Origin of the sequence: Tsukamurella sp. TY48, assembly GCF_019656655.1 — a bacterium.
In the GTDB taxonomy this organism is placed as follows: domain Bacteria; phylum Actinomycetota; class Actinomycetes; order Mycobacteriales; family Mycobacteriaceae; genus Tsukamurella; species Tsukamurella strandjordii.
Genome location: NZ_BPMV01000001.1, coordinates 1900116 through 1918028, shown reverse-complemented (window position 1 = coordinate 1918028; position 17913 = coordinate 1900116). Strand labels below are relative to the sequence as shown.

The window sequence follows — 17913 nt, the reverse complement described above, 5'->3', positions numbered from 1 at the left end:
GACTCGATCAGCCCGTCACCCCCGGTCCGTCCGGCGGTGGCGGGCTTTTCGCTGCCGGCGAAAGGTCCGATTCTTCATACTTCTGTAAGCCGCGGGGCACGCGCCGTCGGTAGCGTCGAAGACATGGAAATCGTGCTCGTCCTCGTCGTGATCGCCGCCGTCGCGTTCGCCGGTGTGAGCGTGGCCCGCGGCCGCAACAACAAGGCCGAGGCCCTCGCCGATGCACAGGCCGACGCCCGCGCCACCATCGAACGGCTCTCCGGCCAGGTGAACAACCTGGTCGGGTCCAACGAGGCCGCGCAGCAGGCGCTCGCCGATGCCGGCGAGCGGTACAACGCCGCGGGCTCCCAGATCGCGCAGGCCACCACGCCCGCGCAGGCCCGGCTCGCCAAGCAGACCGCGCTGGAGGGCCTGTACTACACCCGGGCCGCCCGGGTGGCCATGAATCTCGATCCGGGGCCGCCGATCCCCGAGCTCGACGGTCAGCGCGCCGCGGGCTCCGTCACCGAGGACCGCACCGTCGAGGTCGAGGGTCGCGAGCTCGCGGCCTCCCCCGGGCCGTCGGACCGCACGCCGAACTACTACCCCGGCGGCGTCGTGGCCGGCCGCCCCGTACCCGCGGGCTGGTACAGCGAGCCCTGGTGGAAGCCCGCGCTGGTGGCCGGCGCCTGGGGCGTGGGCAGCTACCTGCTGTTCAGCTCGCTGTTCGCCGGTATGGCCGGGGTCGGTCCGGCCGTGATGGCCGACGGTGCCGGCATGGACGGCGGATTCGACGGCGGCGACACCGGGGGTGACATCGGCGGAGGCGACTTCGGCGGGGACGGCGGCGGTTTCAGCGACTTCGGAGGCGGCGACTTCGGAGGCGGCGACTTCGGAGGCTTCGACTTCTAGTCCCGCGCACCGTCGGCCCGCACTCTCGCTCCCGAAACGAACTCCCGCTCCCGGAATTCCGGGAGCGGGAGTCTGTTCTGGGAGCGAGAAGGTCGTCAGCCCTCCGCGGCGGCCAGCTTCTTCGTGCGGGTGTACAGCACGTAGATCACGCCCACGAAGATGAGCGCGCCCAGGGCCTCGCCCCAGTGCAGGTAGCCCTCGCCGATGAAGGGGAGCGCGAGGGGCTCCGCCTTGCCGCCGATGATCGGCAGGTCCGGCACCCGGTCCGCGAGCACCACGATGCCGGCGTACAGCACGCCGAACAGCGATTCACCCACGATGAGGCCGGTCGCGAGCAGCGTGCCCAGGCGCTTGCGCCCCTCGGCGTTGGCCGACTGGTCGGCCCAGCGGTTGTAGTAGTAGCCGAGTGCGGCACCCACCGGGATCATCAGCGTCACGCTCATCGGCAGGTACATGCCCATGCCCACGGCGAGCGGCGGCAACCGGAACTTGCCGGCGCGGGTGAGCACCTCGTCGATCACGATCACGACCACGCCGATCAGCGCGCCCAGGCCGATGAGGCCCCAGTCCAGATCGCCGCCGAAGACGCCCTCGGAGAGCTTCGCGAGCAGCGAGGCCTGCGGTGCGGCGAGCGCGTTATCGCCCGCGCCCGGAGCACCGACGAAGCCGAAGCCCTTCTGCAGCAGATCGAGCACCGGCGGGATGATCGCCGAGCCGAAGGCGACACCGATCACCAGGGCCACCTGCTGCTTCCAGGGGGTGGCGCCCACCAGCTGACCGGTCTTGAGGTCCTGGAGATTGTCGTTGGAAATGGTGGCGATGCCGAAGACGATCGCACCCGTGAAGAGCGTGTACGCCACGAGCGCCAGCGATTCGTCGCCGGTCGAGGGGCCGTACACCGCGCGGATCAGCAGCGCGGCGGCGATCACCACGAGGATGCCGACACCGGAGATCGGGCTGTTGGAGGCGCCGATCAGGCCGGCCATGTAGCCGCACACGGAGGCCACGAGCAGGCCCAGCACGAGCACGAAGAGAACGCTCAGCGCGATGATGCCGCCGGCCTTCCCGTCGAGCGCGGTGTCGGTGGTGAACAGCCACAGCAGCACGCCGACCGGAACCATGGAGACCAGCACGACGCCGGCCACGTAGGGGAACGGGATGTCCCGCTCGGTGATGTCCACCAGCTGGCCGTCGCGGCGCTTGCGCGCCGAGGCGATGGATTCGCCGATGCCGCGCAGCACCGGTCCGAGCACCTTGAGCAGCGTCCACACGGCGGCTACGCCGATCGCGCCGGCGCCGATCAGGCGGATGTCGTTCTTGAAGACGCTGTTGACCACGTCCGAGAAGGCCTCGCTGCCGCCCAGATCGCCCGCGGTCCAGATCGGGAGGAGCACGAAGTAGGAGATGACCAGGCCCACGATCATCGCGATGCCCACCGTGACGCCCACCAGGTGACCGACGCCGATCAGCGCGAACGACAGGCCGGGAACCACGATGGTGCCGCCGCTACCGATCTTCACCGGGATCGAGATCGACTCGGCGACCACCTTCATCTTCGCCAGCAGCGCGTAGCCCGCGGAGGCCAGCGAGCCGACGAGGATCAGGCGCAGGCCGGTCTTGTTCTCCTTGGCGCCCTCGGCGGTGTCGCCCACCTTGAGCACCTCGGCGGCCGCGACACCCTCGGGGAACGGTAGATCCGATCCCGTGACCAGTGCCCGCCGCAGCGGGATCGAGTACATGACGCCCAGGACGCCGCCCACCAGGCAGACCAGGGTGGTGGTCCAGTACGGGAAGCCCTGCCACCAGCCGATCATCACCAGGCCGGGCAGGATGAAGACGATGGCCGAGAGCGTGCCCGCGGCCGACGCGATCGTCTGGACGATGTTGTTCTCGATGATGGAGTGGTTCGCGAAGTAGCGCAGCAGCGCCATCGAGATCACGGCGGCCGGGATCGAGGTGGCGAAGGTGAGACCCACCTTGAGCCCGAGATAGGCGTTGGCGGCGGTGAAGACGAGCGTGATCACGGCACCGAGTGCGATGCCGCGGACTGTCAGCTCGCGCACGCCGGATCGCGGCGCGGCGGAAGCCGGACTGGACATGTGTACCCCTTATCAGCGGTGAGGGTCGGGTCGACCGACGAGAAAACCCTAGGACCAAGGCCGCGATCGTATGCCGCAAACGGGACAGGTCGTGCGGTGAGGTACCGAGTCGTAGGCTGACGGGGTGCGAAATCCCCTGCGTTTCGGTGTGGTGATCCTGCCTCAATTCCCGTGGCCCGAGGCCCGGCGGCGGTGGCGCAAGGCCGAGGAATTGTGCTTCGATCACGCCTGGACCTACGACCACCTGTCCTGGCGGACCCTGGCCGATCAGCCCTGGGGTGCCACGATCCCCACGTTGACGGCCGCCGCGCTGGTGACCGAGAAGATCCGTCTGGGCACCTTCGTCACCTCGCCGAACTTCCGGCACCCGGTGCCCTTCGCCAAGGACCTGGGCACCGTGGACGAGATCTCGGGCGGCCGCCTGGTGTTGGGGATCGGTTCGGGCGGAACGGGTTTCGATTCGTTCGTACTCGGACAGGAGGAGCTGAGCCCGCGGCGGCGGCACGAGCGTTTCGTGGAGTTCACCCGCGGCCTGGACGCCTTGCTGCGGTTCGAGTCCGAGCCCGGCGGCATCTCCTTCGACGGTGACTTCTTCCGCGCCGTCGACGCCCGCATGGTGGGCGAGCCGGCGCAACGCCCGCGGATGCCCTTCGTGCTCGCCGCCAACGGCCCGAAGGGCCTGCGACTGGTGGCGGAGCTCGGGCAGGGCTGGGTGACCACCGGACCCGACGGTGACGGCGGCGACGCCTGGTGGTCGCGCGTCGCCGAGCTGAGCACGCGGCTCGACGATGCGCTGGCCGAGGCCGGGCGCGATCCGGCGAGCATCGAGCGGCACCTGTCGATCGACTCGGGCGGAACCTACAGCCTCAGCTCACCCGATGCGGCCGACGATGCCGTGGGGCGCGCCGCGGAGCTGGGCTTCACCGACGTGATCCTGCACTGGCCGCGCCCCGACGAGCCCTACCTCGGGACCGAGGACGCCCTCGACGCCTTCGCCGCGCGGCACCTCACGCCCGCAACGTCCTGATCGGGAGACTGGGCCGGCTTCACCGCACGGAGGTTCGTCCCGGCGCAGTGGTAGGTAGCGCTACGGTTTGACCCTCCCGTCACGGGAGGCTTTACGGTCGCGGTATGGAGATCACGGTCCTCGATACGTACACATCCATGCTGACAGTCCTGCAGGCGCCTGCCGCTGAGCGCCCGGCGCTACTTGAGCGAATGTGGCAGCCGATGATGGGGATGTACCGGTACTTCCCCGGACCCGTGGACTTGGCGGCGATGCACCGGGCCTCGTCGGGATTTCCGCTTGACCGTGACACGGAAGCTTGCATCGACGCCGTCGAGCGTCTGCATGCGGCGGATGCCTGGGGACGGGTCGAGCGAGCGCTTCATGAGGCCACCGCCTGGCTCCAGGATGGGCTGGAGCGGGTCGATCTACCGGCAGTCACAGTCCTGCTGGTCGTGGGCGACCCGGGTGATCGGATCTTTCTCGAGGAGGCGCTCGGCCTCACCGCGAACGGCAGCGTCACCGGCTATCTGTATCTGAATATCTGGCCATCCCCGGAGAATCTCGAGCGGGTCGAGGCAACGGCCGTGCACGAATTCGACCATAACGTGCGGTATGCGCCAGGCGGCGTCGTCTGGGACCCGACGACGGTCACCGTCGGCGAGCAGATCGTCTCCGAGGGGCTAGCGGATGCATTTGCCCGTCAGCAGTTCGGCGACGAACTCGGAGCCTCCCGGATCGGCGTGCGTCACCGTCACGACGATGCGCTGTTCGCGACCGTTGCCGACCATCTGGATGTCACGGGGATGCAGAACTTCGCCTCATGGGTGCTAGGCGACGCGATCGCGGGCCGGTTCGGTGCCCCTCCTCTCGGGGTGCCGACCGGTGCCGGCTACGCAGTCGGCAATCGGCTCGTCGACACCTATCTCGCCGTGCGCAGGATTACCGCCGCTGAGGCGGTGCACACCGACGCGCAGGAAGTCATCGCTGTTGGCCTCGCCGAAGACCGCGGCTGACCCGCTCACAGCTCGGCCACCACCGACTGCTGCGGTCACCCGACGCCGCGTCACTACGGCCCTGTGAGCGTGCGGGCTACGAGCGGCGTAGGTTCGATGTGCGAACCAGCTCGGTGACCCACCGAGCCCGACCCCATGGAAAGGCGCCCGGTGGCACTGCGGACCTTCGGCCTCTCGATCGTCGTCACGATCGCCGCCCTGATCGTCGCGTACCTCTACGGCGGTCCCCAGGCACTGTTCCTCACGGCGATCCTCGGCGTGCTGGAGATCAGCCTCTCCTTCGACAACGCCGTGATCAACGCGACGGTGCTGCGCCGGATGAGTGACTTCTGGCAGAAGATGTTCCTCACCGTGGGCATCCTGATCGCGGTGGTCGGCATGCGGCTGCTGTTCCCCCTGGCCATCGTGTGGATCACCGCCGGACTCGACCCGGTGCATGCCATGCGGCTCGCGCTGAACCCGCCGACCGACGGCTCCCCCACCTACGAATCGCTGGTGACCGCGGCGCATCCGCAGATCGCGGCCTTCGGCGGCATCTTCCTGCTGATGCTGTTCCTGGACTTCGTGCTGTCGGAGAAAGACGTCACCTGGCTGAGCTGGATCGAGAAGCCGCTGGAGAAGATCGGCCGGCTCGATCAGCTGTCGGTGGTGATCGCCTGCGGCGCACTGCTGTACACCGCGATGTACATCGCCCACCCGGGCGAGGAGACCACGGTGCTGGTGGCCGGGTTGCTCGGCCTCATCACCTACCTGGTGGTGAACGGGCTGGGCGAGCTCTTCCACATCGACGAGGAGGCGGAGATCGCCGACCTCGACGCGCAGAGCAAGCCGAACAGCGGACCGTCGGACCTGGCGAAGGCGACGGGCAAGGCGGGCTTCTTCCTGTTCCTCTACCTCGAGGTGCTCGACGCCTCGTTCTCCTTCGACGGGGTGATCGGCGCCTTCGCGATCACCGCCGACCCGATCATCATCGCGTTGGGCCTGGGCCTGATCGGTGCGATGTTCGTCCGCTCGATCACGGTGTACCTGGTGCGCCAGGGCACGCTGTCGCAGTACGTGTACCTGGAGCACGGCGCGCACTGGGCGATCGGCGCCCTGGCGGTGATCCTGCTGTACTCGATCGGGACCCCGGTACCGGAGGTGGTCACGGGACTCATCGGCCTGGTGCTGATCATCGCGGCGATGATCTCGAGCGTGATCCGCAACCGCCGGATCGCGGCGGGGCAGGTTCCCGCGGACGCCGCCTGACGGTACTTTGCCTCCGCGTTACCAAGACTTTCCCTGCCGCTCACGTGGCCCTGAGACATTGTCGCTGATTCACTCAGCCGATCCCCGCCTCAGCCCCGAGGGAGCCTCATGCGTCTGCCCAATCTGCGCCTGCTCGTCGATCACGACGGCCAGTCCGCCCGCTCGCACACCACCTGCAAGTACAAGTGCGGCGAGCAGTGCTTCCGTCCGCACGACAACACCTCCGAGAACGAGTACTTCGGCGATCTGACCCGCCGCACGGTGCTCAAGGGCGCGGGCATCGCCGCGGTCGGCGTGGGTGCGACGACGGTGCTCGCCGCGTGCGGTGATGCGAGCACGGGCTCGGCGGGATCGTCTTCGTCAGCCGGTGCGGCGCCCGGCGCCGATATCAAGGCTCCCGGACTGAATTTCACCTCGGTCGCCGCGAACAGCGAAGACCGCGTGGTGATTCCGCAGGGGTACGAGCAGGCCGTGGTGATCGCCTGGGGCGATCCGGTGCTGCCCGGTGCGCCGAAGTTCGACTTCGACAACCAGACTCCCGAGGCGCAGGCCCAGCAGTTCGGCTACAACAACGATTTCACCGATCTGATCCCGGTGGACGGTAAGCCGGACACCTTCCTGATGGTGTGCAACCAGGAGTACACCACGGGCAAGCACATGTTCAAGGGCTACGACGAGAAGAACCCCACCGAGAACCAGGTGCGCGTGGAGATGGCCGCACACGGCCTGGCCGTGGTCGAGGTGAAGGGCGAGCCGGGTTCCGGCAAGCTGACTCCCGTTCTGGGAGAGTACAACCGGCGCGTCACGGCCTCGACGGAGTTCGAGCTGCGCGGCCCGGCGGCGGGTTCGTGGTTCTGTAAGACGGCGGCCGATCCCACCGGCACCCGGGTGCTGGGCACCATCGCCAACTGCTCGGGCGGCATCACCCCGTGGGGCACCATGCTGTCCGGCGAGGAGAACTACACCAACTACTTCTCCGGTGCCGACACCCCGCCGATCGACGGCCTCAAGGAGGGCTGGAAGCGGTACGGCCTGGGCAAGGATTCGGACTACCACAACTGGGGCAAGTACGAGGACCGGTTCAACCTGGCCAAGGAGACCAACGAGGCCAACCGGTTCGGCTACATCGTCGAACTCAATCCGCACGATCCGCGCTCGACCCCGGTGAAGCATTCGGCCATGGGCCGGTTCAAGCACGAGGGCTCGAACATCCACGTGACCTCCAACGGCACGGTGGTGGCGTACTCGGGCGACGATTCGAAGTTCGAGTACATCTACAAGTTCGTCAGTTCGCGAAAGATCCAGGACGGCAAGGGCCCCGCCGCGATGGAGTCGAACATGCGGATCCTCGACGAGGGCACGCTGTACGTCGCGAAGTTCGACGGCCCCAAGGTGGAGGACGGCAAGGTGCCCGCCGGTGGCTACAAGGGCACGGGCAAGTGGATGCCGCTGCTCACGGTGGACGCCGCGGGCAAGGCGACCTCGCACATCGACGGGATGCCGGCCGAGAACGTGGCGGTGTACACCCGGGTGGCGGCCGATAAGGCGGGCGCCACCAAGATGGATCGTCCCGAGGACATCCAGCCGCACCCGAAGACGGGCAAGGTGTACTGCGCGCTCACCAACAACAGCGATCGCGGCGCGGAGGGCAAGGCCGGTATCGACGCCGCCAACCCGCGGGTGAAGAACAAGAACGGCCAGATCCTGGAGATCACCGACGATCACACGGGCACCGAGTTCTCCTGGGACCTGCTGCTGGTGTGCGGTGACCCGGCCGCGGCCGACACCTACTACGGCGGCTACGACAAGACCAAGGTCTCCCGGATCAGCTGCCCCGACAACGTGGCCTTCGATTCCTTCGGCAATCTGTGGATCTCGACCGACGGCACGCAGGACACCTTCAAGAGCAACGACGGCCTGTTCGGCGTGGTGCTGGAGGGCAAGGACCGGGGCCTGACGAAGCAGTTCCTCACCGTGCCCTACGGCGCGGAGACCTGTGGTCCGGTGATCCGGGATAACCGCGTTCTTGTCGCAGTTCAGCATCCGGGTGAGACAGACGACGGCGGCGCCGGCAGCCCCACCTCGCACTGGCCCGACGGCGGGACGAATGAGCCCCGACCTGCGGTGGTGGCGATCTGGAAAACAAACGGGAGCATTGGTTCGTAGCGCGATCGCAAACTCTCCCGCCATCTGACGGTGTCGGTCCGGCCGTTCGGGGGACCGGCACCGCCATAATCTGTGCCTAGTATCGGAGTCATGACCCCCGCGTCCCATGACTCCGGCGCCGCCTCCACCGCCGCACTCGATGCGAGCATCGGTGAGCTGGCCGCCCAACTGCGCTCCCCACTCCTGCAGCTGCACTTCCTGATGAAGCGCACGACCCCGGGGCCGGATCTGACTCCGGCGCAACAGTCGGCCCTACAGAGCCTGTTGCGGCTGGGTCCGGTGCGGATGGGCGAGCTGGCCCGCTTCCTGCGGATCCGGCTGCCCTCGGCGACCAGCGCGGTGGACGGCCTGGAACGGCTCGGCCTGGTGCAGCGCAGCCCCGATCCGGACGACGGGCGGGCCGTGGTGGTGCAGCTGTCCGAGCACGGCCAGCAGCTGACCTCGGAGCTGATCGCGGCGCGCAACGCCGTCCTGGCGCGGCACCTGCACGAGTTGTCGGAGGAGGACCGCGTGCATCTGAACGCGGCGATTCCGGCGCTCAACCTGCTGATCGACCGCTACCGCGAGGACGGCTGAGGAATCCGTCACAGGAGCTTGCTCTTCGTGAGCCATATTGCTTAGACTTTCGTAGTAATACGAGAGGAGCTGCACGTGACGATCACCGCCGAACAGAACGCGGACCACGCACACCCGAGCTTGCGCGACACACTTTCCCACCAGCCCAAGGCGGTGTGGGTCACGGCGTTCGCCGCGGTGATCGCGTTCATGGGCATCGGCCTGGTCGATCCGATCCTCGAATCGATCGCCAAGGGGCTCAACGCCACCCCGAGCCAGACCACGCTGCTGTTCTCCTCGTACCTCGGCGTACAGGTGATCGCCATGCTGTTCATCGGCTGGTTCACCTCGATGTTCGGGGCCAAGCGCACCGTGATCGCGGGCCTGCTGCTGATCGTCGTGGCCTCCGGCGCCTGCGCCCTGGCGGGCTCGATCGGTGAGCTCGTGGCCTGGCGCGCCGTGTGGGGCCTCGGCAACGCCCTCTTCATCGCCACCGCGCTCGCCGTGATCGTCTCCGCCGCCACCGGCGGCCAGCAGGGCGCGATCCTGCTGTACGAGGCCGCGCTCGGCGTGGGCCTGGCCGTCGGTCCGCTGCTCGGCGCCGTGCTCGGCGGCATCTCCTGGCGCGGTCCGTTCGCCGGCACCGCGACGCTGATGCTGATCGGCGCCATCCTGTGCGCCACCATGCTCACATCCGATGCGACCGAGGCCAAGGCGAAGCGCGCCACCGAGGGCACCGTCTCCCCCATGGCGCCCCTGCGTGCGCTGCGCCAGCGCGGGTTGTTCCTCACCGGTCTCGGCTCGGCGTTCTACACCGCCGCTTTCTTCACGGTGCTCGCCTGGTCGCCCTTCGTGCTGCACAAGAGCCCGTACTTCGTGGGCGCCGTGTTCGTGGGCTGGGGCCTGCTGGTGGCGGTGAGCGGCGTGTGGCTCGCCCCCAAGGTGGCCGCCTCGCTCGGTGAACGACGGGGCGCCATCGCCGCCGTCCTCGGGTACGGCGTGCTGTTGCTGATCGCGGCGATCGGCCACGAGAACGTGGCGGTCGTGGTCACCGTGGTGGTGCTGTCGGGTATCCCGTCCGGCGTGCTCAACACCCTGTTCACCGGCACCGCGATGTCGATCGCGGACGCACCCCGGCCCGTGGCCTCGGCCGGCTACAACTTCCTGCGCTGGGCCGGTGGCGCCATCGCCGCGACCGGTGTGGCCCACGTGGCGCAGTGGTTCGGCAGCCCGGCGGCGCCCTTCTTCGTGGGCGCCCTGGCCTGCGTGGTGGCCGCCGTGGTGCTCACCCAGGTGCGCGACAGCAAGGCCGATACCCACGAGGTGCCCGCCGAGGCCGCCCTGGTGGGAGACCAGGAGTTCTGATCCGTTCGCACGCAGAGCGGCACCGTCCACGCCGGACGGTGCCGCTCTCGTCGCTCGGCGGTGAACTACCGTGGAGCGCATGAGCGAACAACGCCCTCTCGCCCTGATCACCGGCGCCTCCCGCGGGCTCGGCGCCCAGATCGCACGGCAGCTCGCCGAGACGCACGACCTGGTGCTCGGCGGCCGCCCCTCCCCCGAACTCGATGCGCTCGCCGCGGAGCTCGGGGCACTCACCTTCGCCGCCGATCTCACCGACCATGCGACGGTGGCCGCTCTCGCGCAATCGATTCCACGGCTCGACGTGCTCGTGCACAACGCCGGGATCGCCTCGATCGCGCGGATCGAGGACACCACCGCAGACGACTGGCGCACCATGTTCGAGGTGAATCTGCTGGCCGTGGTCGAGCTGACCAAGGCACTGCTGCCGGCACTGCGCGACGCGGGTGGCCATGTGGTGCTGATCAATTCGGGCGCGGGCAAGCGCGCGAACCCCGGTTGGGGCGCGTACGCCGCCAGCAAGTTCGGCCTCACCTCGTTCGCCGAGGCGCTCCGCGCCGAGGAGCCCACCCTCCGGGTGACGAGCATTTTCCCCGGCCGCATCGACACGCAGATGCAGGAGGGGATCTTCGCACTCGAGGGCCGGGACTACTCGGCCGACAACCTGCTGCGCCCCGAGACCGTGGCGCGCGCGGTGGTGCAGGCCGTGCACACCTCCGCCGATGCGCACCCCACGGAGATCGTCCTGCGCCCGCGCTGATCGCCTGTGTATTCGAGTTCGTTATTCAATCGTGACCCTATGATCGATACCACGCTGTAGGCTGGAGGCATGCACCTGGGGAGGTGAATGCACCGTGAACAGCACTGTCGATCCCTATCTTGCCGCGATCGAAACACTCGAACACGCGGTCGGCGATGTGCTCAGTGCCGATGTCGTACGGCTCTCCCCCACCGAGGTGGCGGAGGCCCTCGGGCGGATCGAGCGGGTGGCCCGGCGGCTGGCCGCGGTACAGACGGAGATCGCCGCAGCGGCCGAACAGCAGGGTGTCCCCGGCCAACTCGGCTGCTGCGGCCTGAAGCTGATGTTGGAACGGCACTTCCGGCTCACGGGCGGTGAGGCCGCAGCGCGGGTGGCGGCGGTACGCAACCGCGCCGCGCGCGTGCAGCCCTCGGGGGCGGTGTGCCCGCCCCGGCACCCGATCCTCGCCGCCGCGCAGCGCGCGGGCCAGGTCTCGGAGCGGCATGCCCACGAGATCGAGAAGGTGCTCGCCAAGGCGCGCCGCGCGGGTGCGAACGAGGAGGTGGCCTCCTTGATGGAGGACATCTTGGTCGACGCCGCGCTCGACGAGACACCGCACGCCCTTCTGCAAGCGGGCCGCTACGCAATGACGCTGCTCGATGCGCAGGGCCAGGAACCCGACGGGCGCCGCGCCGCAGCGGAACGCGGCATCGAACTCGGTGCGCAGCACAACGATACGCTCGCCAGCGAGATCGGCGGCGTGATCACCGCGCCCCTGCGCGCGCTGCTCGAAGCGGTCTTCGCGAAGTGGGCGCGGCCCGGAGTGAACAACCTCGACGACCCCGCTGCGGACCGGTTGCCCGACGGTGCGGATCGCGCTGCCGTCGATGCGGCAGCCGCCCGCGACCGCCGCACTCCTGCGCAGCGCCGGCACGACGCATTGCTCACCGCCCTGCGCGCCGCGCTCGACTCCGGTGCCCTCGGCACTCACCGCGGGCTGCCCGCCATTCCGATCGTGACCCTCACGCTGGAGCAGGTGGAATCGGAGCTGGGCGTGGCCACCACCGCCACGGGCGGCCGGATCGCCGTGCAGGACGCGATCGAGATCCTCGCGCACCATCCGCGGTACGTGGTGCTGCTGGATGCGCAGTCGCGACCGCTGTGGCTGGGAAGGCAGAGGCGGCTCGCCTCCGCGGACCAGCGCATCGCCCTGATCGGGGCCGAACACGGCTGTACCGCACCGGGATGCGACAGCGCGGCGGCGTACTGCGAGGTGCACCACCTGCGGGACTGGGCCGCGGGCGGGACCACCGATATCGAGAACCTCACCTTGGCCTGCGGAGCGGACCACCACTCGGTGGCGCCCGCCGATACCGACGCCACCGGGTGGCGCACCAGGCCCGCACCACCGGGGCATCCGTACTCCGGTCGCGCGCTGTGGAAACGCGGCCACGGCGATCCGGGCCGCGTCAATCACCGGCACCACCCTCACGAGTTGTACGCCGAGGCGGTGGCGCGCTGGGAACGCCACCGGGACGAGGCACTGGCCGAGCACGCCGCCCGAGCCCCCGGAGTGCGCAGCACCGCGGCGTGACTCCGGCGTGCGCCCCCCGGTGACTAACGCGGGATGAGCGGGGCCTTGTACATCGAGGCCACCCGCTCGCCGTTCATCCACTCCCCCAGTCGATCCGCCTCCACCTGCACCGCGGCGCGGGCTCGGCGTCCGGGGTCGTCGCCGTACACGCACTGCACGATGCCGTCCTCGTCCTGCAGGTAGGCGCCTACGATCCTGCCCTGCCACCACACGGTGGCGCCGCAGTTGCCGGCGGTGTCGTAGATCGACGAGGCGAAACCCGGGTCCAGGTAGAAGTCCCGTTCCTTCCAGCCCATCGGTGTGGGGTCCAGCGCCGGGAGCAGCGCGGCCCAGTCGTCAACGGCCTCCTCGGGTTCCGCATCGTCGGGCAGCACCCAGCCCGTGCGGTCCCGTTCGAGGGCCACCTCCACCGCGCCGATCGCCGCCAGGGCGGCGCGGATCGCGGTCTTGGTGGCGCCGAACCACCACACCACGTCGGTCTCCGTGGCGGGTCCGAAGGCGCGGAGGTACTCGGTCACCAATTCCGCGTAGGCGGTGGCGGTGTCGATGCGTTCGGGCGGTGCGCCGAGCCAGTGATCGGCGCGGGCCCACAGGTTGCGGTTCACCCGCCAGTGGCTCGCGTTGTGGGCTCGGACCAGATCGCCGGTGGCGCCAAGCCAGGTGAGCACGCGGGGTGCGAGATGCTGATCGCCGCCGTACTTCTTGCCCTCGAACAGCGTCACCTGCCCCACCAGCTCGGGCACCGTCTCCCGCAGTTCCTTCGCGCCCAGTTCCCTGCCACCGGCCAGCGCGGCGAGCACGGCGGTGCGGGCATCGCTGAGCCAGGCGCCGCCGTCCGCGCAGATCCCGCCGGCCTCGGCGTCCTTGATCACCTTGGCGCGCTCGGTGCGGGCCACCCGTTCCGACGGTGCGCTCAGCGCCGCCCCCATCAACGGCCGGGGGAAGACGAACATGGTGCGCCGCATGGCCAACTGCTTGACCAACGACCTCTCCTCGTACAGCTCGTGCTCGTACTGCTCACGGGTGAAGCCGTTCATCCGGGCCTGCACGGACAGGTACGGGGTGGCGGCCTCGGTGGCGTGCAGCACCGCTACCGAACGCACCGCGTCGAGAACCGAATCCACCCGGTGCGGCGCGGCCAGAGCGTGCCGCCGCGCCATACGGGCGCGGCGTTCCGCATCGTCGATCAATCGCATCAGAGGACTCCCAGGTTCTGGGCCAATCGATCCCGTCCGTCACCGCGTACCGAGCCGCTCATGCCGTCTCCTCCACCGCGTGCCACAGGTCGTCGCCCTGATCCTTGACGAAGACCCGGCCCCGAGGCTCCACTTCGACGACATCCGTGAGCCAGAAGGTGTCGCCCGGCGCCCAGCCCGCGATGACCGAGTGCACCCCCGGCTCCACCTCGATCGCCGTGCCGCTCGCTGCCAGGTACGCGCCGACCTGAAGGTGCACCGCGTCGTACTCCTCTGCCACGGCCGCCCAGTCCGGCATCACCCAGCGGGTATCGGCGAGTCCCGTGGTCCGGTACCAGTCGTGTCGCTTCGACGCGGTCACGTCCAGCGGATAGCGGCGGCACAACTCCGCCCATGCTGCTGCGGAATCGATCTCGAAGACGCGCCCCGACGCCCGCACACGGTCTACCGCCGCTCGAGTCTCCCCGAAGCCGTCCTCGATCAAATACAGACCGGTCGGCACGCCGGCCTGCTCGGAACAGGTGCGCGGTAACGAATACGGTGGGCGGGACCACCAGATTCCGCCGTAGCGAGCCCTCGGGTCGCTCGGCCGTTCCCTCGCCGCGGTGACCTCGTCGCGAACGACCCCGGCCCGCCACACGTCGAGATGCTCAGACGCCTTTCGCAGCACGATGCCTTCCGAACGGCCGCCCATCCAGACCGCGAACTGTGCGCGATCAATCCCCGCGGTCCACCACTGCGTCACAGGCGCGACCGCAACGATCTCGGCGATTCGCCGAAGCCCGACCGCCGGTTCGGGGCGCGAAGCGACGATGTCGTGCGGCTCCTGCCAGTACATCGCCTGCTCGACGATCGACTCCAACGCAAGATGGATCCAATGGTCGTCGATCGCCTCGACCGCGGCCAGCGTCGCGACGAGCGTACTCACGAGGTCCTCGGAGCCCGGGTTGATCCCGATCCCACCCGGTGCGTACCAGCCGCCGTCCACACCGGAATCGAGCCGAACTCCGATCCGCTGTGACGCCTCAGAGACGCCCCGGTCGGCGAAACACGCAGCCAACAGGCAGAGTTGCCGGCCGCGGGGGCCGGACATCAACTGCTCCGCGAGCGGCGTCATGGCTACATCGCTACGGGACGACGTTGACGAGCTTGCCGGACACCACGATCACCTTGCGCGGGGCACCGTCGAGCAGCTCGGCGACCTTGGGCTCGGCCAGCGCGGCGGCCTCGAGCGCCTCGTCGGAGGCGTCGGCGCCCACGGTGATCCGGGCACGCACCTTGCCCTTCACCTGCACCGGGATCTCGATGGTGTCCTCCACCAGCCACTGCGGATCGTGCTGCGGGAAGGGCCCGTGCGCCAAGGACTCGGTGTGGCCCAGACGATTCCACAGCTCCTCGGCGATGTGCGGCGCCACCGGCGCCAGCATCAGCGCGAGCGGCTCCGCCGCGGCCCGCGGCGCACCGCCCGGGTACGCCTTGGTCAGATGGTTGGTCAGCTCGATCAACTTGGCGATGGCGGTGTTGTCACGCATCTCCGAGTAGTCCTCGCGGACACCGGCGATCGTCTTGTGCAGCAGGCGCATCGTCTCATCCGACGGGGTCTCGTCGGTCACCCGGACGGCGCCCGTCTCCTCGTCGATCACGGTGCGCCACGCGCGCTGTAGGAATCGCTGCGAGCCGACGACGTCCTTGGTGGCCCACGCACGGTCCTGATCCAGCGGGCCCATCGACATCTCGTAGACGCGCAGGGTGTCGGCGCCGTAGTCGCGCGCGATCTCGTCCGGCGCCACCGAGTTCTTCAGCGACTTGCCCATCTTGCCGTACTCGCGGTTCACCTCCTGATCGCCCAGGAAGTACTTGCCGTCGCGCTCGACGACCTCCTCCGCGGGCACGTACACGCCGCGCGAGTCGGTGTAGGCGAAGGCCTGGATCATGCCCTGGTTGAACAGCTTCCGGTAGGGCTCACGCGAGCTCACATGACCCAGGTCGAAGAGCACCTTGTGCCAGAACCGCGCGTACAGCAGGTGCAGCACCGCGTGCTCCACACCGCCCACGTACAGATCGACACCGCCGGGATCCTTCGCACCGTTCACCTCGGGACGCGGGCCCATCCAATAGGCCTCGTTCTCCTTGGCGCAGAAGGCCTCCGAGTTCGTCGGATCGATGTAGCGCAGCTGGTACCAGGAGCTACCCGCCCACTGCGGCATCACATTCGCATCGCGCGTGTAGTCCTTGAGCCCGTCGCCCAGGTCCAGCTCCACGTGCAGCCAGTCAGTGGCCTTGGCCAGCGGGGGATTGGGCTGCGAATCCGAGTCCTCCGGATCGAAGGCCACCGGCGCGTAGTCCTTGACCTCCGGAAGCAGCACGGCCAATTCGGATTCCGGCAGGGCGTGCGGCGCACCGTCGGCGTCGAAAACGATGGGGAAGGGCTCGCCCCAGTACCGCTGCCGCGCGAACAGCCAGTCACGCAACTTGTACTGCACAGTGCCCTCACCGGCGCCCGTCTTCTCCAGGAAGGCGGTGACGGCGGCCTTCGCCTCGGACACGTTCAGCCCGTTGATGTCCAGATCACCGTGCGCGGAGTTCACGGCGGGACCGTCGCCGGTGTAGGCCTCGTCCGTCACACCCACATCGCTGCCGACCACCTCGATGATGGGCAGGCCGAACGTGGTCGCGAACTCGTGGTCGCGGGTGTCGTGCGCGGGGACGGCCATGATGGCGCCGGTGCCGTACCCCATGAGCACGTAGTCGCCGATGAACACCGGAACCTCGGTGCCGTTCACCGGATTCGTCGCGGTGGTGCCCAGGAAGACGCCGGTCTTCTCCTTGTTCTCCTGGCGCTCCAGATCCGACTTCGCGGCGATCGACGCGCGGTACGCGGCGACGGCCTCGGCCGGGGTCGCGGCGCCGCCGGTCCAGCGCTCGTCGGTGCCCGCGGGCCACGCCTCGGCGACCAGGGAGTCGACCAGCGGGTGCTCGGGGGAGAGCACCAGGTAGGTGGCGCCGAACAGGGTGTCCTGGCGCGTGGTGAAGACCTCGATCGGCTCGGTGCCGACGGCGGGGGAGAAGCGCACTCGCGCACCGCGGCTGCGGCCGATCCAGTTGCGCTGCATGGACTTGACCTTCTCCGGCCAGTCCAGCACGTCCAGATCGTCGATCAGGCGATCGGAGTAGGCGGTGATCCGCATCATCCACTGCCGCAACTGCTTGCGGTACACCGGGAAGTTGCCGCGCTCACTGCGGCCGTCGGCGGTGACCTCCTCATTGGCGAGCACCGTGCCCAGACCCGGGCACCAGTTCACCAGCGAATTGCTCTCGTAGACCAGGCGGTACTCGTCGAGCACGGCGCCGCGCTCGGCCACCGTCAGGCTCGACCAGTCGCGACCGTCGGCCAGCGCACGGCTGCCGTCCGCGAACTCGGCCTCCAGCTCCGCGATGGGCCGCGCGCGGTCCTGGGCGGCGTCGTACCAGGAGTTGTAGATCTGCAGGAAGATCCACTGCGTCCAGTGGTAGAACTCCGGATCGGTGGTGGACACCCGGCGCCGCTCGTCGTGCGCCAGGCCCAGCGTGGCGATCTGCTCCAGGTACCGCGCCACGTTCTTCTCCGTGGTGACCCGGGGGTGGGTGCCGGTCTGCACCGCGTACTGCTCGGCGGGCAGCCCGAAAGCGTCGAAGCCCATCGTGTGCAGCACGTTGGCACCGTTCATCCGGTGGTACCGGCCGTAGACGTCGGTGGCGATGAAGCCCAGCGGGTGGCCCACGTGCAGGCCCGCGCCCGACGGGTACGGGAACATGTCCAGCAGGAAGAGCTTGTCGGCGGGCAGCGCACCGTCGGCCGCCTTGAGCGGGCCGACGGGGTTCGGGGCGTTGAAGACGCCACCGTCGCGCCAAGTGTCGCGCCACCGCTGCTCGATCGCGCCCGCGAGCTCCGCCGTATAGCGATGGGCGGGCACGGCGGAGGCGGTCTGTTCCACGTTCTGGGTCACCCCACCAGCCTAAATGCTGCCCCTGATGGGACGAAATTCGCGGCGAACCTACACT

At 68.9% G+C, this 17913-nt stretch carries 13 protein-coding genes; 9 read left to right on the top strand and 4 right to left on the bottom strand.

The annotated features are described in order from the left end of the window. Positions 1–123: 123 nt before the first annotated feature. On the top strand, positions 124–891 hold the full coding sequence (locus TTY48_RS09285; protein ID WP_220657222.1) for a DUF1542 domain-containing protein: 768 nt from the start codon (positions 124–126) through the stop codon (positions 889–891). A gap of 95 nt (positions 892–986) precedes the next feature. On the opposite strand, the gene TTY48_RS09280 is transcribed toward TTY48_RS09285, so the two are convergent. Beyond that, positions 987–2990, bottom strand: coding sequence for an OPT family oligopeptide transporter (locus tag TTY48_RS09280; RefSeq protein WP_220657221.1), 2004 nt, complete (start codon positions 2988–2990; stop codon positions 987–989). 124 nt (positions 2991–3114) lie between these two features. Here TTY48_RS09280 and TTY48_RS09275 point away from each other — a divergent pair, with 124 nt between their 5' ends. From TTY48_RS09275 to TTY48_RS09240, 8 genes are all read left to right on the top strand, one after another. After that, a complete protein-coding gene (locus TTY48_RS09275) occupies positions 3115–4017 on the top strand; it encodes an LLM class flavin-dependent oxidoreductase (RefSeq protein WP_255585598.1) in 903 nt (300 codons plus the stop codon). A 104-nt stretch (positions 4018–4121) separates the two neighbouring features. After that, positions 4122–5012: a DUF2268 domain-containing protein gene (locus TTY48_RS09270; protein WP_220657220.1), complete on the top strand. Its 891-nt coding sequence runs from the start codon at positions 4122–4124 to the stop codon at positions 5010–5012. Positions 5013–5162: 150 nt separating this feature from the next. Beyond that, a complete protein-coding gene (locus TTY48_RS09265; protein WP_220657219.1) occupies positions 5163–6260 on the top strand; it encodes a DUF475 domain-containing protein in 1098 nt (365 codons plus the stop codon). A gap of 108 nt (positions 6261–6368) precedes the next feature. Beyond that, positions 6369–8426, top strand: coding sequence for a PhoX family phosphatase (locus tag TTY48_RS09260; RefSeq protein WP_220657218.1), 2058 nt, complete (start codon positions 6369–6371; stop codon positions 8424–8426). Positions 8427–8516: 90 nt separating this feature from the next. Beyond that, on the top strand, positions 8517–9002 hold the full coding sequence (locus tag TTY48_RS09255; protein WP_220657217.1) for a MarR family winged helix-turn-helix transcriptional regulator: 486 nt from the start codon (positions 8517–8519) through the stop codon (positions 9000–9002). 75 nt (positions 9003–9077) lie between these two features. Beyond that, on the top strand, positions 9078–10346 hold the full coding sequence (locus TTY48_RS09250; RefSeq protein WP_220657216.1) for an MFS transporter: 1269 nt from the start codon (positions 9078–9080) through the stop codon (positions 10344–10346). A gap of 79 nt (positions 10347–10425) precedes the next feature. Beyond that, positions 10426–11103, top strand: a complete 678-nt coding sequence (locus tag TTY48_RS09245; RefSeq protein WP_220657215.1) for an SDR family oxidoreductase — start codon at positions 10426–10428, stop codon at positions 11101–11103. 94 nt (positions 11104–11197) lie between these two features. After that, a complete protein-coding gene (locus TTY48_RS09240; RefSeq protein ID WP_220657214.1) occupies positions 11198–12676 on the top strand; it encodes an HNH endonuclease signature motif containing protein in 1479 nt (492 codons plus the stop codon). Between the two features lie 23 nt (positions 12677–12699). On the opposite strand, the gene TTY48_RS09235 is transcribed toward TTY48_RS09240, so the two are convergent. Genes TTY48_RS09235 through leuS form a run of 3 tightly spaced genes read right to left on the bottom strand, consistent with a single transcriptional unit; the run spans position 12700 to position 17858 of the window. Beyond that, positions 12700–13872, bottom strand: coding sequence for a winged helix DNA-binding domain-containing protein (locus tag TTY48_RS09235; protein ID WP_220657213.1), 1173 nt, complete (start codon positions 13870–13872; stop codon positions 12700–12702). Between the two features lie 58 nt (positions 13873–13930). Continuing rightward, positions 13931–14989 (bottom strand): hypothetical protein, encoded by a 1059-nt coding sequence (locus TTY48_RS09230; RefSeq protein WP_220657212.1) that lies wholly within the window; start codon positions 14987–14989, stop codon positions 13931–13933. A 10-nt stretch (positions 14990–14999) separates the two neighbouring features. Further along, entirely contained in the window at positions 15000–17858 is a 2859-nt protein-coding gene (leuS, locus tag TTY48_RS09225) for a leucine--tRNA ligase (protein WP_220657211.1), read from the bottom strand. Between the last annotated feature and the right edge of the window lie 55 nt (positions 17859–17913).

Coding starts and splice junctions, on each gene's coding strand:
- TTY48_RS09285 (WP_220657222.1), top strand. CDS start 124: ATGGAAATCGTGCTCGTCCTCGTCGTGATCGCCGCCGTCGCGTTCGCC.
- TTY48_RS09280 (WP_220657221.1), bottom strand. CDS start 2,990: ATGTCCAGTCCGGCTTCCGCCGCGCCGCGATCCGGCGTGCGCGAGCTG.
- TTY48_RS09270 (WP_220657220.1), top strand. CDS start 4,122: ATGGAGATCACGGTCCTCGATACGTACACATCCATGCTGACAGTCCTG.
- TTY48_RS09260 (WP_220657218.1), top strand. CDS start 6,369: ATGCGTCTGCCCAATCTGCGCCTGCTCGTCGATCACGACGGCCAGTCC.
- TTY48_RS09255 (WP_220657217.1), top strand. CDS start 8,517: ATGACCCCCGCGTCCCATGACTCCGGCGCCGCCTCCACCGCCGCACTC.
- TTY48_RS09245 (WP_220657215.1), top strand. CDS start 10,426: ATGAGCGAACAACGCCCTCTCGCCCTGATCACCGGCGCCTCCCGCGGG.
- TTY48_RS09235 (WP_220657213.1), bottom strand. CDS start 13,872: ATGCGATTGATCGACGATGCGGAACGCCGCGCCCGTATGGCGCGGCGG.
- TTY48_RS09230 (WP_220657212.1), bottom strand. CDS start 14,989: ATGACGCCGCTCGCGGAGCAGTTGATGTCCGGCCCCCGCGGCCGGCAA.